The following is a 16443-nucleotide window of genomic DNA, read 5'->3' on the forward strand; positions in this document are numbered from 1 at the left end:
TATGATAACACAAATATTATTAACGCAGACATTTATAATGTTTATTCTTATGATTCTGGGACTGATTCTGTCTAAAACAGGTCTGCTTACAGAACATGGCAGTAAGGATATGGCCAATATTCTGCTGTATGCGGTTATTCCGTGTGTAATTATAAGAAGCTATATAACAGATTTCACGATGGAGAAGCTGTATGGACTTCTTATGTCGGCGGTACTGGCTGTAGCTGCATTTGCAGTGGCGATAGCTGTATCATATATAATATACGGCATGCGAAAGCCAATAGACAACTTTGGAACGGCTTTCTGTAACGCAGGATTTATCGGAATTCCACTTGTAACTGCGGTATTTGGAAATGAAGCGGCATTCTATGTTGCATCATTTGCAAGTATTCTTAATCTGTTGCAGTGGACATATGGAATTGTGATAATAACCCGCCGCAAGGATATGATAAATATAAAAAAGGTATTCGTCAATCCTGTGACAATATCACTTGTTATAGGACTGTTTCTTTTTATTACGGGAATTAAACTGCCAGGTGTAATAAACAGCACGATGGCTGGAGTTGCGGCACTTAATACACCTGCAGCCATGATAGTACTGGGATATTATCTGTCATGTGTCAGGATCCGTGACTTACTGCTTAATCCGTCCCTGTATCTGGCATCGTTTGTCAGGCTTATAATAATTCCGCTGCTTACACTGCTTGTGCTTTATATTATACCGGCGGGACACGGTCAGATTGGAATGATTACACTGATTGCTGCGGCAACACCGGTTGGAACGAGTACGGCAATATTTGCACAGAAATTCGGGCAGGATTATGAGCGGGCAGTATGTATGGTCTGCCTGTCAACGCTGTTTTCAATTATTACAATGCCAGTTGTGATGTATCTGGCACAGATGTGGATTATGTAGTTTAACTATTATTTCTGGTTATGGTTTTATAACCAACATGTATTTTACAGGAATAACACAATGGTATATTATACAGACATCAAAGGCAAAGGAGCCATGACCCGGAAGGGGTAATGGTTTCTTTGCCTTTTTTGCGTATAAGATATCTTTGCAGGAAAATGTATAGCGAATACGGCTATTCATAATATGAGGAAGAAAGGAACTAAAGCTATGGGAAATAACGGAATTGAATTGGAAAGAGATGGCTTTAAGAGCCGTACAGGTTTTATTCTTGCCTGTATCGGTTCGGCAGTAGGAATGGGAAATATATGGCGTTTTCCATATATGGTATCTGCATGGGGTGGTATGACATTTTTAATACCTTATGTATTATTTGTAATATTGATAGGTTCAACAGGTGTTATCGAGGAGATGGCACTTGGCCGTGCGACTAAGGGCGGACCTATTAAAGCATTTGGCGACTGTATGCAGATGCGTACAGGAAAGAGAAAAGCAGGTGAGGCAATTGGTTTTATTCCTGTGCTTGGCTCACTGGCTCTGGCAATGGGCTATACTGTAGTTGTTGGCTGGATATTCAAATATACTTATCTTGCATTTTCTGGAAAGCTTTCAGCAATGGGCAATGATATGTCAGCTATTGGTGGTATGTTTGGAAGTACAGCAAGCACATTTGGAAATAATATGTGGCTTATAATCGCAATGGTTGTAACTGCTGTTATTATGGCACTTGGTATTGCAGGCGGAATTGAGAAAGCAAACAAGGTCATGATGCCTTTGCTTTTCATCATGTTTGTAGGTCTTGGAATATACATTTTCACACTTCCAGGTTCAAGTGCAGGTTATAAATACATATTTACACTTAACCCTAAGGAACTTCTTGATATAAAGCTCTGGATATATGCATTTGGTCAGGCGTTCTTCTCACTGTCTATCGCAGGTAACGGAACTGTTATCTATGGTTCATATCTTAGTGATAAGGAAAATATTGTTTCTTCTGCAAGAAATGTTGCAGTATTTGATACTATTGCTGCTTTATTAGCTGCATTTGTTATTATTCCTGGTATGGCAGCAGGCGGTGCCGAGTTATCATCAGGTGGTCCCGGACTGATGTTTATCTATCTTGTAAATGTATTTAATGGTATGCCGGGTGGCAAGATTGTAGGAATTGTATTCTATGTATGTGTTCTGTTTGCAGGTATGAGCTCACTTGTTAATCTGTATGAAGCTCCGGTTGCAACTATTCAGGAGAAGCTTAAGCTTAACCGTGTTGCATCTGTTGGAATTATCGCAGTGGCTGGCTGTGTTGTGTCACTTGTAATACAGGGTATTGTATCAGGCTGGATGGACGCAGTATCTATCTATATCTGCCCACTTGGCGCAATGCTCGCAGCAATTATGTTCTTCTGGGTTGAAGGAAAGAAGTTTGCTGTTGATGCTGTTAATGCAGGTGCAGATAAGCCTATTGGAAAGTGGTTTGTACCACTTGGCAAATATGTCCTTGTTCCACTTGCACTTGTTGCACTTATTGCAGGTGCTTTACTTGGTGGAATTGGCTGATGGAGGATTGGACTGGTTGATTGAGACTGGCGGATTGCTTTGCAATCCGCCTTTTTTGCGTGGTGGGGAGCGGGAGCGTGGCGGAATTGACCTTGAGGCGGAGGGGAGGCACGCGGAAGTCCAAAAGGAGTGAGAAAGAGTGGAGGATTGGACTTTGAAGCGGAGGAGAGGCAGGAGGAAGTCCAAAAGGAGTGAGAAAGAGCGGAGGATTGGACTTTGAAGTGGAGAGGCAGGAGGAAGTCCAAAAGGAGCGAGAAATAGCGGCGGATTGGACCTTGAGGCAGAGGAGAGGCACGAGGAAGTCCAAAAAGAGCGAGAAAGAGCTGAGGATTGGACCTTGAGGCAGAGGAGAGGCAGGAGAAAGTCCAAAAAGAGCGAGAAGGAGAGGAGGATTGGACCTTGAAGCGGAGGAGAGGCACGAGGAAGTCCAAAAGGAGCGAGAAAGGGCTGTGGATTGGACTTTGAGGCGGAGGGGAGGCACGAGGAAGTCCAAAAGGAGCGAGAAATAGCGGAGGATTAGACCTTGAGGCAGAGGAGAGGCAGGAGGAAGTCCAAAAGGAGCGAGAAATAGCGGAGGATTGGACCTTGAGGCAGAGGGGAGGCAGGAGAAAGTCCAAAAGGGGTGAGAAATAGCGGAGGATTGGACCTTGAAGCGGAGGGGAGGCACGCGGAAGTCCAAAACGCAAGTCGGTGCACAAGAGCGTAAGACCAGACATCACATGACCAGACATCACATTTGTGCAAAAATTTATATAAAATCCCATAAACCGCTTGTCCTAAAGCTAACTTCAAGTCGTATCATACAGGTATCAAATAATTTACATTTTTATGAAAGAAGAGGTGTTATTATCATGAAATTTATGGATAAGGATGATTTTGAAAAGCAGAATGTCTTCGGAACAGGTCAGGCAAATACAGCATATGCTAAGTATTTTATTGGTGATTCTTTCCTGAATCCGCTGACAGATCCTAAGTGCGGGCTTTTTCTTGCAAATGTGACTTTTGAGCCGGGATGCCGTAATAACTGGCATATCCATCATGCAACAAAGGGCGGCGGACAGATGCTTATATGTACAGCTGGAGAGGGCTGGTATCAGGAAGAGGGCAAGGAGCCTGTAAGCCTTGTGCCGGGAACTGTAATCGCAATTCCACCAGAAGTTAAGCACTGGCATGGAGCTAAGAAGGACAGCTGGTTTTCACATATTGCTGCAGAGATTCCGGGCGAGAATACAAGTAATGAATGGTGTGAGCCTGTAACTGATGAAGAATATAACAGATTAGGATAATGTCTTATATGGCAGGAATGGAGGATTACAATGGCTAAGGAAGTATGGAAAGAAGATTAATTGAAAGGTTTAGGTAAGAACTGATGAGTGTTTTGAGCAAAAATTATACATTGAACAACGGTGTGGAGATACCAAAGCTTGGACTTGGAACATGGTTTATTGATGATGCGGACGCGGCAGATGCAGTTAGGGCTGCTGTTGCAACGGGCTACCGTCATATTGATACAGCGCAGGCTTACGGTAATGAGCGCGGTGTCGGTGAAGGTGTCAGAACCTGTGGTGTGCCGAGAGAGCAGCTTTTTGTCGTATCGAAGGTCGCTGCGGAGCATAAGACCAATGAGTCGGCAGCCAAGAGTATTGATGAGACTTTGGAAAAAATGGGTCTGGATTATCTGGTCATGATGATCATTCATTCGCCACAGCCCCTTTTCACAACAAAAAAAGGTCAATTCACAACATTCCAGATAGATATTGCAAGAACTTATCCGATATAATAGCTATAAATATATGTAAGCAAGGAAGTGACAATATGCAAATAGCTATCTGTGATGATGAAGTATCTATGGTTCAGATACTGGAGAAAAAGATAAAAAAGTTATTGCCAGATGCGGTTATAGATAAATATTTATCGGGTGATGAACTGATTGCAAGTGGCATTAAGCCGGATATTCTTTTTCTGGATATTCAGATGCCGGGAATGGATGGGATGGAAACGGCAAAGGTGCTTCGTCAGGACAATGAGGATATGATACTCGTTTTTGTGACAGCAGCAGAGGCGTATGTTTTTCAGGCATTTGATGTCGGAGCATTTCATTATCTGGTTAAGCCATTTTCCGATGAGAAATTTAAAGAGGTTGTGACAAAGGCAGTTCATAACATAAAAAGAAGTTCCAGACTTGAAAAAGACGAAAAATATATCATGGTACAGACAGCCGGAAGTCATATAAAAATTTTTCTGCGTGATATTGTGTATGCCGAGGTGTATAACCGGAAAGTTATTATCCATACACGAAGTACGGATATTGAATACTATGGTAAATTACAGGAATTAAGTGATATGGCAGGAACAGATTTTTTCCGAACACACAGAGCCTATCTTGTACATTTTAAATATGTAGAAAAATATGATGCAACTTGTGTAACTATGAAAAATGGAACTGCATTGATTGCAAAAAAGAATTATCCAGAGTTTGTGAAGCAATATCTGAAGTATAACCAGAGGAAAGGAAATGAAGTCAGATGAGTTTAGTGGAAAGATGTTGGATGATCACATCGAAGTTTTCTGTTATTGCAATTTTGATTATTACAGGAATCTGTTTTGGTGTTTTTGTATATCCATATATGAAAAAGAAAAGGGAAGCTGCTCTGGTCAGTATTGTTTATATTGGAATTATGTCTGTGCTGTATCTGATACCGCAGCAGATTGGCAATTTTTCTGCATATATGCTGGGAGTTGTGGCTGCATTTCTTGTGATGTATGTACAGGACAGAAGAAACATTTATCAGAAAATATTTCTTGCAGTGACATTTTTTTCTATCCGTTGGCTTGCGGTTGCAATGGCAGGCAGAATGGATGATTTTATCACAAAAGCTCTGGTTTTTGGAAATACGATTGCAGGAAGACAATGGCTGCAATATGTACTTTATGCTGGAACGAGAATTCTGGATATTGTGCTTTGTATCGTTTTCCTTGCAGTTGCAATCGGTCTGATCAATAAAGCATATGTATACAAAAATGATGAAATGAGCGTTAAAGAGCTGGTAATGCTTATCATTCCTTCTCTTGTGGGAGTTACAGGATATGGCATTCTGCAATATTATCTGAATATTTATGAAAAAGATACAGGAAAGAGCCTTACAGATACCTATGGATTTTATGGAGCTTTAAGCTTTGTGCATTATTTTATCTCTATCATAGCAATTCTTGTTATGACTACGATGTTTCAAAACTGGAAGGTGGCACAGGAAGAACAGACAGGGCAGGAGTTGGTATTAAATCAGGTCAGTGACATGAAAAAGCATATCGGGGAAGTGGAAAAGCTGTATCAGGATATCCGCAGCCTGCGTCATGACATGGGGAATCATATACAGATGCTGGAACATCTTGTGGCAGAGAATCATATGGATGATGCAGCAGAATATATGGAGCATTTGAAAAAGGAGTGGAATGAAATATCTCCCGAGATAAAAACGGGGAGTCCTGTCATTGATGTGATTCTGATGGAAAAGTTAAGAGAAGCAAAGGAAAAGCAGATTCGTTTTATATCAGATTTTCATTATCCGGGGGATACGAAATTAAATGCATTTGATTTAAGTGTGATCTTAAACAATGCACTGGATAATTGCATGGAAAATGTAAGTGGAGAAAATCCTTATATCTGTATCTCTTCTTTTCGGAAAAACAGTATTTTTATGATAACCATAAAGAACAGATATGAGGGAGAGTTAAATTATAAGGACAGTGATCTGCCGGAAACAACGAAATCCGGGAAGGAGCATGGAATTGGACTGCATAATATCCGAAGGGTTGCAAGGATGTATATGGGAGATATATCTTTAGAGCAGGAGAATCAGGAAGTGGTTCTAAGTATTATGTTACAGGTAGAATAAGGACAAAAAGCACCTTCGAGGTGTTTTTTATTTGCTTCACAACAAAAAAAGGGCGGTTCACAACATCGCTGTTTATTGTAAAGAAAGATATGCCGAAAGAATCAGTAAAGAGAAATCATGTTGTACAGATTTTTAAGGAAACGGATTTCAGAATTTAAGCTCAAGGAGGACAATACAATGAGAATCAATGGATTTAGTGGGACAAATACGCAGACAGGAACAATGGGAATGACACAGGGGAATGATTCTGTAAGTAAAAATATTCAGAATCAGATTGCAAATGCACAGCAGAAGCTACAGGATTTATCATCGAATGAAGAAATGTCATTAGAGGATAAGATGAAAAAGCGTCAGGAGATACAGCAGGAGATTAACAATCTCAATCAGCAGTTAAGACAGCACCAGATCGAGCAGAGAAAGGAACAGCAGAGTAAAAATTCGTCATCTATGGATGATATGGTGGCTGGAACAAGTAGCACTTCTAAAAAGAAAGACACCGGATTGTCACAGGCAAGTATGCAGGCGATGATCTCCGCAGATTCTTCCATGAAACAGGCAAAGGTGCAGGGAAGTATGGCAACACAGATACAGGGACGTGCCAGTGTGCTTGAATCTGAAATCAAACAGGATGCCGGAAAAGGAAATACTGAGAAGAAGGAAGAAGAACTGGCAGAGCTGCAGGCAAAGGCACAGTCTGCGACAGCAGCACAGATGTCTACACTTGCAGATGCAAATAAATCAGTAGAAGAAGCTGCAAAAGCAGAGAACAGCAATACAGAAGACACTGCAACAAAGAACAATACTGATAAATCCGAGAAAACACAGGAATCTGCGGGGGCTGCGGCAGAGGAGACAGACAGCGTAAAGAATACGGATATCAAAGGGGAAACACAAGTGACAGTAGAAACACCGACTCTGGAAAATGCACAGAATGCAACACAGCAGGCAGTGTATACACCGATTGATATTCGTTTATAGTTGGTAAAGGAGAATGGTATTATGTCAGAGATTAAGAGTTTTAGTGATTACACAAGTAAATATAACAGCAATGTAGATTATTCCGCATTATTTGGAGGAACTTCCGACAGTTCATCCGTAGGAAACACCAATATGCTTTCTGATTATGCTGCGATTAAAAACGGAAGCTATGGAAAACTTATGAAAGCATATTATGCAAAGCAGGATGCAGAAAAATTATCGGGGAAAGGCGATACTTCACAGAAGCTTACACTGATGAAAACAAGTGCGGATTCCCTGAAAAAATCAGCAGATGCACTAAACGATGCGTCACTCTGGGAAAAAAAGAAAATAAAAAAGAAGGATGAAAAGACCGGGGAAGAAACAGAGGTAGAGGATTATGACTGGGATGCAATTACCAAAAAAGTGAAATCTTTTATTGATGATTATAATGATGTTGTTAAGGAGGCAGGAGAATCCAATACAAAAGATGTCCTTAGAAATGCTTCATGGATGACAGGCATGACAGACAAAACCAGTCATTTACTTTCTAAAATAGGTATTACCATAGGAAAGGGGAATAAGCTGGAGCTGGATGAAGATGAATTGAAGAAAGCAGATATCAGTTCATTGAAAACGATTTTTACAGGTTACAATTCCTTTGCAGGCAAAACAGCCCAGAAAGCAGCTGGTATATCAAATGCTGCAAACCGGGCAAGTGCAACGTATACAAACAATGGTACATATTCTAAAACGGATTCCTCTCTAACGTCACGTAAGATAGATAAGGAAGTATAGTATGTTAAGCCTAAATGACAAGAAGAAAAATCTTTTGTATTAATTTGTCGGGAAGGAGGAACCAGATGAGTTTTACAGTCAATTTATCCGGTGGAGGTTTATTGATAAATAGATTTAATAGTTCTAATATGTTGAAAAGTACACAGGAAAAATTGCAGCGACAGCAGGAACGGGATAATAAGGTGGCTTTTTTTGAAGCACAAAAAGAAAATCTGAAAAACCGAAAGGCTGACACTTTGGAAGAAATCTCTGAAAAGCTGGAAATGTTTCATAATTATGAGAATGAAATTGCGGCAGCAAATCAGGAGTATAATAATTCGCAGATGTTTCATGTCATGGACGAGGCAGAAGAACATGGCGAAAAGATTGCGGAAGCTGCTGAGAGGAATAAGCCTAAAACAGAAGAAGAACGAAAGGAAGAAATGGTGGATGAAGCTCTTGGAACAGAGGAAAACAAGGGCATGATGTCTGAAATCATGGACGAACTTTCGGAGACAACCGAAGAAATGACAGAGCAGATGACGGAAAAAACTATGGAGAATATGGAAGAACTTCCAGACGAGGTTTTGCAGGAGCAGCTTGTTACAGATAGTTTAGAGGCAGCAGAAATGGTACAAACAGAGACAATTAAAAGGTATGTGCCGATTGATATTAGAGTCTAATGGTATTTATCTGGGAAGGAAACAGCTATGAAGATTTACAATAATACAAATATTACATATTCTGCAATCGAACATAACAGCAGGAAAAATACGAAGCAAAATTTTCCAGCAGATTTAGAAAAGAAAATGACACAGTATACAGATACAGTATCTATTTCTAAAACGGGGCAGGAGAGATTTAGGTATTTATCTTCTGTCAGCTCTATGGATTATCAGAACCGTTTTGAGAGGGAAGTGACGGATATATTTGTCAAAGAAGATACAGAGAGTGTAAAGTCCGATTCCTTTGAACATCATGTAAACAGAATGGCGACAGCATATAACAAAATGAAAAACAGCATTGAAGAAAAATATGCGGAACAAGATTATGAGCTGGAGTATTATGTGACAGAATCGGGCAAAATTGAGGAATTGACCAAAGAAAAAGAACTGGATATGCTGAATCAGGCATATGAAAACCACAGTAATTTTATGGCAACTTCCACAGAAATCTGGTCAGAATTACAGGATTTTACACCATCGGTAGTTTACCATAAAGAAAGTGAACAGACAGCAAATGAACAGAACATAGGTGAGAACCAGGAAAATACTGCAAAATCTAAAGAAAAGGGGGTTATCAAAAATTCGGCATATCAGGCATTTTTATCCGCCATCCAGTCGGATAACCAGAAATTATCGCAGCAGTATTTGGGTGATTGGAAAGATTTAAGGCTAAATCTGAATGTATCAGATGGTAATCGGAAAATGCTTAATGGTATTTGGGATTATTATGCTAATAAAAGGTAATGAAAGCTTTGTAATACGAAAGGAGATGTTAGTATGGCAGTTACAGGTGTAAACAATTACTCTAATATTTACACAAATGCTTATACCGGTAATATACGGAAAAATAATGCTAAGGAAACCACAGAAAAGCAGGTTGTGGAGCAAACAGAAGATGTAAAGACAGGGATAACCCGAAAAACTGCAGCGGATGAACTTTCCTATCTTTCTAAAAAATTTGACAGTGATGCGGTGTGGATACGGTATCAGTGTTAAAAGTCGAGGTGGCAAATCATCAACAATATGTTGAGATGATTTGCCGCCTTTTTGAAGTCTATACGTTTCTCCCTTTTATACCGATACATCAATAGAATTACGAACGAGTCTGTTACCATTTTGGACAAGTGTAGCTTCTATGGATTCTCTTGTGACATTATCAAGAATGCCTGTATCAAATGCTTGTCCGGGCTTCAAATTTGGATTGACTGATTTTACGGCTGCGTACATAGCAGCTCTGTACTGTCCTTCATATTGTTCTAAAGTCCATGTACCACTTAAACGATTACAGTAACATCCATACCTGTAACACCATTTGCATTCAGTAAATCTCCGTCCGAATAAAACTGCTAATATTCATTGACATATAAAAGCCTCCCTGCAAATAAATTCAAAACCTGTTTAGAATGTGCGTATAATCATAAAAATTAGAACTAACATATATGCGCATAATCTGGAGGAACCATGATATTAAAAAGAAAAATATATAAAAAACTACTGGAATGGAAAAATGAATGTCAGGGGAAAAAGCTTTACTGATAGAAGGCGCCAGACGTATTGGAAAGTCTACCATCTGAGAAGAATTTGGAAAAAACGAATACGAAAGTTATATTATTCATCCAAGAAATTTAATTGTAAAAGATGGAATTATATGCATTCCCCCATATATGACGATGAATATATAAAAATCTGACATACACACTTGATTTTAAAATAATTGTTATTATGATATTATAAAGAAATGCCAAAAACAAAGGAGAGGTGTATGTATCACAAGAAATTAGAATCAGATATCAGATGTCCATTGGAATACGGCCTGGAAGTATTTGGAGGCAAATGGAAATCAAGAGTTATATGTGTTCTGGCGGATAAGAAGATATTAAGATATAGTGAGTTAAGGGCAGAACTGGTGAATATTACAGATGCAGTTCTTTCAACAACATTAAAGGCACTGATTGCGGATGATATTGTATCAAGGAAATCATATGATGAGATTCCGCCAAGAGTTGAATATTCACTTACGGAAAAGGGCTTATCTGTAATGCCGATATTGCAAAGTATATGCGACTGGTCATGTGCATTTTACAAGAAAGAAACTGACAAAGAATCGAGCCAGTGCATGAAGTGCGACCATAAGTAATGGATGAAGGGAAGGTTATTGTGTGAAAAAAATAACCTTCCTTTTCAAATTAACATATATTGTGTAAAATGTTACATGGAACTGCCTAGCGGTATACTGGCAAGCAGCAATACGACATACGCAATATGCAGAAATGGAGCGGGAATTGAGCAGATTAACAATTATTACTAAGGATAAGGCTCAGGTTACAATGGAGTCTTTATATCAGGATTTAGAGAGAAGAATAGTAGCAAGTCCACCGGGATTGTGTACTATTGACCTTACGAGGTCATTTATAAAAATGTGTCTTGCACAGTCATGTGGCAAATGTGTCCCATGCCGTGTGGGACTTAGACAGCTTGCGAGACTTTTTGATGATGTGCTTGATGGTAACGCAACAGAGGAAACTCTTGATGTTATCAGGCTCACAGCAGAGGGAATCTATTATTCGGCCGACTGTGCAATTGGATATGAGGCGGCCAAGCTTGTATTAAAATGTATTGATGGCTGCGAGGATGATTTCAGGTCACATATGGAGAGGGGATTTTGTTCATGTAACAGTAACCAGCCGGTTGCATGCGTGAAATCATGTCCTGCAGGAGTAGATATTCCGGGATACATAGCACTTGTGCATGAAGGCAGATATGCAGACGCGGTTCGTCTTATAAGAAGAGACAATCCAATGCCTACAACATGCGCATACATTTGTGAGCATCCATGTGAAAACAGATGTAAGAGAACACTTATTGACGCGCCAGTCAACATCAGGGGACTTAAGAAAATGGCAGTTGATAATGCCGGTGATGTTCCGGTTCCAGCATGTAATGAGCCAACAGGTAAGAAAGTTGCAATAATCGGTGGTGGTCCGGGAGGACTCAGTGCTGCATATTATCTGGCTCTTATGGGACATAAGGTTACTATATTTGAGCAGAGAAAGCAGCTTGGCGGAATGTTAAGATATGGAATTCCTAATTACAGACTTCCAAGAAAGAAGCTTGATGCAGAGATTAATTCAATTCTGTCTACAGGAATAGAAGTTAAGAAAAATATAAGCGTAGGAACAGATATTACGCTTGAGGATATTAACAAAGAATATAATGCAGTATACATTTCTATCGGAGCACATGCAGACAAGAAGATTGGAATTGATGGTGAGGATGCTAAAACAGGCGTAATATCAGCAGTAGAAATGCTTCGTGCAATTGGTGATGATGAGATGCCTGATTATACAGGCAAGCGTGTAGTTGTTATTGGCGGTGGAAATGTAGCAATGGATGTTGCCCGTTCTTCTGTAAGATTAGGTGCTGAGAAAGTAAGCATTGTATATAGAAGAAGAAAAGCCGACATGACGGCACTTCCGGAAGAGGTTGAAGGTGCAGAGGCAGAGGGCTGCGATGTTCTTGAACTTATGTCACCAGTTAGAATAGAGAAAGATGAAAATGACGCAGCAGTTGGTTTATGGGTTCAGCCACAGATGATAAGCAGGATAAAAGGTGGCAGACCATCACCTAAGACTGCAGCTAAGGACGAGGTTCTTATTCCTTGCGACCTTATTGTAGTTGCCATCGGACAGGGTATCGAAACAAGATATTTTGAGGAGCATGGCGTTACAGTCAAGAGAGGAACAATTGAGGCACTTGATACAAGTGAGATTAAAGAACGTAAAGGAATATTTGCAGGAGGAGACTGCGTAACAGGACCTGCAACAGTAATCAGGGCTATAGCAGCCGGAAAGGTTGCGGCAGCCAACATTGATGAATATCTTGGCTACCATCACGAGATAACTTCAGATGTAGAGATACCTTATGCCGGATATGAGGACAAGGTACCTTGCGGACGAGTTGAGGTCGCACTGCGTGATGCCGCAGACAGAAAGAAAGACTTTGAACCTATTGAATATGGATTTTCATGCGAGGAAGCATGTCAGGAATCTGGACGCTGCTTAAGATGTGATCATTTTGGATTTGGTTCATTCAGAGGAGGCAGAGAGAAACAATGGTAAATTTAACAATTAACGGTAAAGCTGTATCAGTAAAAGAAGGAACTACCATTCTTGAAGCTGCCAAAACAATAGGAGAGACAATACCTACACTCTGCTATCTCAAAGAAGTCAACGCAATTGGTGCATGTCGTGTATGTGTTGTTGAAGTAGAAGGTACTGACAGATGTGTTACAGCATGTAATAACTTCGTAGAAGAAGGCATGGTTGTCTACACTAATTCAAGAAAAGTGCGTACAACAAGAAAGACTAATGTAAAGCTCATACTTTCACAGCATGATTACAAATGTGGTACATGTATAAGAAGTGGTAACTGTGCATTACAGTCAATTGCAAATGAACTTAATATATCAGAGATGCCATATGATTCAATCTTAGAAAAAGATAATTGGGATAAAACATTTCCACTTATAAGAGATGCCCAGAAATGTATCAAATGTATGCGTTGTGTGCAGGTGTGTGATAATATTCAGGGAATGCACATATGGGATGTTGTAAATACAGGTTCGCGTACAACTGTAAATGTGCGTGCAAACAAGAACATTGCGGAGACTGCATGTACACTTTGTGGTCAGTGTGTAAGCAACTGCCCTGTAGGTGCACTTACAGAAAGAGATGATGTCGGAATTGTGCTTGATGCAATTGAAAATGAGGATATCATTACAGTAGTACAGATTGCACCAGCAGTAAGAGCAGCATGGGGCGAAGATTTTGGTATGTCTAAGGAATATGCGACAGCACAAAGACTTGTTGCAGGACTTAGAAGAATAGGATTTGATTATATATTTGACACAACATTTGCAGCAGACATGACAATTATGGAGGAGGGAAGCGAGTTTCTTGAAAGGCTTCCAGAAATCAAGGAGTCAGGACTTCCAATGTTCACATCATGCTGTCCAGGATGGGTGAAATTCGTAAAGAGCGAGTTCCCTGAGATGGCAGGCAGACTTTCAACAGCAAAGTCACCACAGCAGATGTTTGGTGCAATAACAAAGTCGTATTATGCAGAAAAGCTTGGGGTTGACCCGGAGAAGATATTCTGTGTGTCAATCATGCCTTGTCTTGCAAAAAAGGACGAGTGTACATGGGACGGAGGCAAAGATGTTGACGCAGTTCTTACAACAAGAGAAGTTGAAAGAATGTTCAAAGCATTTTTCATAAAGCCGGAAGAACTTGATGAGGACGAGTTCGACAATCCTTTAGGTGAAGGAACAGGTGCTGGCGTTATATTCGGTGCAACAGGCGGTGTTATGGAGGCGGCACTCAGAAGTGCTTACTATCTTGTGACAGGAAATAATCCTGATGCGGATGCGTTCCAGTCAGTGAGAGGTCTTGAGGGCTGGAAGGAAGCTTCATTTGACCTTAATGGGACAACTGTAAATGTAGCTGTTGCCAGCGGACTTGGCAACACAAGACGTTTGGTGAATGCTATTAAGAAGGGCGAGGTTCACTATGATTTCGTTGAAATCATGTCCTGTCCGGGCGGCTGTATCAACGGTGGCGGACAGCCTTACAAGGAAGATGCTGTGATGGTTGAGGAGCGACGTCATGTGCTGTACGGGCTTGATAAGCGCGATAATCTTAGATTCTCACATGAGAATCCATCGGTTAAGCAGTGCTATGAGGAGTATTTTGAGAAACCGTTGTCACATAGGGCTCATGAGATATTGCATGTGTAGGGTGTAGACAGCCTGCTCTGCGGGTGGGGAGTGCGGGGCATCTGTTTTCAGTATTCCTCGCTTAGTAGAAGTATATGCCGCCAGCTGCAGCGGGTGGTGTGTTATGTGACTTTGTTCATTTGGAATAGTGTCAAATAGCACATGAAATCAGCGCATAAGTAGGGAAAAGCCTACTAATGTTGCTAAATGTGATGAATTAGTAGGTTTATTTAGAAGAAATTATGATGAAAATAGAGGAGAAAAAAGAAAATTGCCTACTAAATTTATGATTTATGCGAAAATAGTAGGTTTTTTGACTGATAAGAAATGTCTAATATTATAAACGTATGAGAAAAAGACCTACTAAAGTGTGAAATGTGATGAATTAGTAGGCATTTAATGGGGGAAAGAAGCATAATAAAAGTCAAGTCCAAATTTGTGTGTAAATTCATCTTTCAGTTATGTGGTTTTATCTACGCTACTTTTATCTTCAAAAGATTTGACTGAATGGAGCTTAGTTTATCATAGTACTCTTTCATATCAAAGATTTTATGACCTACACTCCATTCATTATGATCATCTTGAAGGACTGCACCAATTAATCTAATAATAGATTCTGTATTTGGAAAAATCTGAATAACTTTTTCGCGTCTTCTGATTTCTCTGTTCTCGCGTTCTATTATGTTGCTGGTTCTTAATGCTATACGATATTTTGAGGGAAGTGCCATGATGGTAATACTATCTTCAAATCCTTCATCAAGGACAGTCATTGCTTCATTTGCAACATCCTGATATTCATCGTATATAGATTCTTTTAAACGACGGGCCTCTTCAATAGTAGCTGCGTTAAACATGTCTCGTAACTCAGAAGCTAAACCAGTGCTGTATTTTTTAGGACACTTATTTATGATGTTTCTTGTAAAGTGAGCCTGACATCGCTGCCATGAAGAGCCAGAGAAACTCTCCTTTATTGCTTCAACAAGCCCCGCGTGTGCGTCAGATATTACAATATCTACACCGCGCAAACCGCGACTTTTAAGATTTTCAAAAAAGTCTCTCCAGGTGTTCACTTTCTCTGAATCATAAACTTCAAATCCCAGGACTTCTTTGTGCCCGGTATTGTTTATTCCAATTGCAACAAACAACGCTTTTGATTTAACACGATGATCTTCACGAGCTTTTAAATATATCGCATCAACAATAATAAACGGATAGTGTTCCGGCAATAAGCGCTCCTTGAAATGCTTAACAGGGACATCTAGTTCCTTGCAGATTTCAGAAACAGCAGATTTTGAAAAAGATTCTCCACAAAGCTCTTCAGTTACTTTTTTTATATTTCTGGTTGATACGCCTTGCACAACCATTTCCATCATTGTTGTAATTAAAGCCTGTTCATTACGCTGATAATTTTCGAACAAGGAAGTTTTAAATGGAACATTACGATGTCTTGGAACCTGTAATTCAATCTTTCCAATACGGGTGGTTAATGTTCTTGTCCTAACTCCATTTCTATAATCAGAACGTTCTTGAGATCGTTCGTAATTACTTGCTCCAAGCTGTTCAGTAGATTCAGCCTGAAGAACCTGATTAAGTAAAGCTTCCATAAGTTTGCCAAAAGCTTCATCCTTAGTTTCTGAAAAAAGTCCTACAAAAAAATCACTATCTAATGTAAAATGTAATTGAGCCATGAGTTTCATCCTTTCAATTATGTTTTTGTGTGGTAACTTAATTATAACTGAAAGATGAGCTCTCGGCTCTTTTTTATATAAATTTGTAATTTACACCATTATATGGACTTTATCATAATAAACCAACTAACGATGTAAAAAAGACCTATCAGAT

17 protein-coding genes are annotated in these 16443 nt (G+C 39.8%); 15 read left to right on the forward strand and 2 right to left on the reverse strand.

Translation table 11 applies throughout. The annotated features are described in order from the left end of the window. The first annotated feature begins 1 nt into the window (after position 1). The 12 genes from EUBELI_RS00905 (at position 2) to EUBELI_RS00955 (ending at position 9824) form a co-directional block, all read left to right on the forward strand. Positions 2 to 916, forward strand: a complete 915-nt coding sequence (locus EUBELI_RS00905; RefSeq protein WP_012738457.1) for an AEC family transporter — start codon at positions 2 to 4, stop codon at positions 914 to 916. Positions 917 to 1126: 210 nt separating this feature from the next. Continuing rightward, positions 1127 to 2473: a sodium-dependent transporter gene (locus EUBELI_RS00910; protein WP_041688393.1), complete on the forward strand. Its 1347-nt coding sequence runs from the start codon at positions 1127 to 1129 to the stop codon at positions 2471 to 2473. 191 nt (positions 2474 to 2664) lie between these two features. Further along, positions 2665 to 2814, forward strand: coding sequence for a hypothetical protein (locus EUBELI_RS14310; RefSeq protein WP_012738460.1), 150 nt, complete (start codon positions 2665 to 2667; stop codon positions 2812 to 2814). Between the two features lie 510 nt (positions 2815 to 3324). Further along, complete coding sequence (locus tag EUBELI_RS00915) at positions 3325 to 3759, forward strand: cupin domain-containing protein (protein WP_041687871.1); 435 nt, start codon at positions 3325 to 3327, stop codon at positions 3757 to 3759. A gap of 83 nt (positions 3760 to 3842) precedes the next feature. Then, positions 3843 to 4253 carry an aldo/keto reductase gene (locus EUBELI_RS00920; RefSeq protein WP_012738463.1) on the forward strand — a complete coding sequence of 137 codons (411 nt, stop codon included), beginning with the start codon at positions 3843 to 3845 and terminating at the stop codon, positions 4251 to 4253. A gap of 35 nt (positions 4254 to 4288) precedes the next feature. Continuing rightward, positions 4289 to 5002: a LytR/AlgR family response regulator transcription factor gene (locus EUBELI_RS00925; RefSeq protein ID WP_012738464.1), complete on the forward strand. Its 714-nt coding sequence runs from the start codon at positions 4289 to 4291 to the stop codon at positions 5000 to 5002. Beyond that, entirely contained in the window at positions 4999 to 6369 is a 1371-nt protein-coding gene (locus tag EUBELI_RS00930) for a GHKL domain-containing protein (RefSeq protein ID WP_012738465.1), read from the forward strand. Before EUBELI_RS00925 ends, EUBELI_RS00930 begins: the two co-directional genes overlap by 4 nt. Positions 6370 to 6546: 177 nt before the next feature. Beyond that, a complete protein-coding gene (locus EUBELI_RS00935) occupies positions 6547 to 7347 on the forward strand; it encodes a FlxA-like family protein (RefSeq protein ID WP_172676012.1) in 801 nt (266 codons plus the stop codon). 21 nt (positions 7348 to 7368) lie between these two features. Then, positions 7369 to 8124, forward strand: a complete 756-nt coding sequence (locus EUBELI_RS00940) for a hypothetical protein (RefSeq protein WP_228003413.1) — start codon at positions 7369 to 7371, stop codon at positions 8122 to 8124. 65 nt (positions 8125 to 8189) lie between these two features. Then, positions 8190 to 8786 (forward strand): hypothetical protein, encoded by a 597-nt coding sequence (locus EUBELI_RS00945; protein ID WP_012738468.1) that lies wholly within the window; start codon positions 8190 to 8192, stop codon positions 8784 to 8786. Positions 8787 to 8813: 27 nt separating this feature from the next. Continuing rightward, on the forward strand, positions 8814 to 9572 hold the full coding sequence (locus EUBELI_RS00950; protein WP_012738469.1) for a hypothetical protein: 759 nt from the start codon (positions 8814 to 8816) through the stop codon (positions 9570 to 9572). Positions 9573 to 9605: 33 nt separating this feature from the next. Then, on the forward strand, positions 9606 to 9824 hold the full coding sequence (locus EUBELI_RS00955) for a hypothetical protein (protein WP_012738470.1): 219 nt from the start codon (positions 9606 to 9608) through the stop codon (positions 9822 to 9824). Between the two features lie 75 nt (positions 9825 to 9899). Here EUBELI_RS00955 and EUBELI_RS14955 read toward each other — a convergent pair whose 3' ends face one another. Then, entirely contained in the window at positions 9900 to 10055 is a 156-nt protein-coding gene (locus EUBELI_RS14955) for a hypothetical protein (RefSeq protein ID WP_012738471.1), read from the reverse strand. A gap of 535 nt (positions 10056 to 10590) precedes the next feature. On the opposite strand from EUBELI_RS14955, the gene EUBELI_RS00960 reads away from it, so the two are divergent. From EUBELI_RS00960 to EUBELI_RS00970, 3 genes are all read left to right on the forward strand, one after another. Next, positions 10591 to 10965 carry a winged helix-turn-helix transcriptional regulator gene (locus tag EUBELI_RS00960; RefSeq protein ID WP_022097110.1) on the forward strand — a complete coding sequence of 125 codons (375 nt, stop codon included), beginning with the start codon at positions 10591 to 10593 and terminating at the stop codon, positions 10963 to 10965. Positions 10966 to 11110: 145 nt separating this feature from the next. After that, positions 11111 to 12946: an NAD(P)-binding protein gene (locus tag EUBELI_RS00965; RefSeq protein WP_041687872.1), complete on the forward strand. Its 1836-nt coding sequence runs from the start codon at positions 11111 to 11113 to the stop codon at positions 12944 to 12946. Beyond that, the gene (locus tag EUBELI_RS00970; protein ID WP_012738474.1) at positions 12940 to 14622 is read left to right on the forward strand and encodes an NADH-dependent [FeFe] hydrogenase, group A6; all 1683 of its coding nucleotides are present in this window, start codon (positions 12940 to 12942) and stop codon (positions 14620 to 14622) included. Before EUBELI_RS00965 ends, EUBELI_RS00970 begins: the two co-directional genes overlap by 7 nt. Before the next feature lie 452 nt (positions 14623 to 15074). On the opposite strand, the gene EUBELI_RS00975 is transcribed toward EUBELI_RS00970, so the two are convergent. Next, positions 15075 to 16289, reverse strand: a complete 1215-nt coding sequence (locus tag EUBELI_RS00975; RefSeq protein ID WP_041687873.1) for an IS256 family transposase — start codon at positions 16287 to 16289, stop codon at positions 15075 to 15077. Positions 16290 to 16443: the final 154 nt, after the last annotated feature.

The organism is [Eubacterium] eligens ATCC 27750, from assembly GCF_000146185.1.
Classification (GTDB): Bacteria; Bacillota; Clostridia; order Lachnospirales; family Lachnospiraceae; genus Lachnospira; species Lachnospira eligens.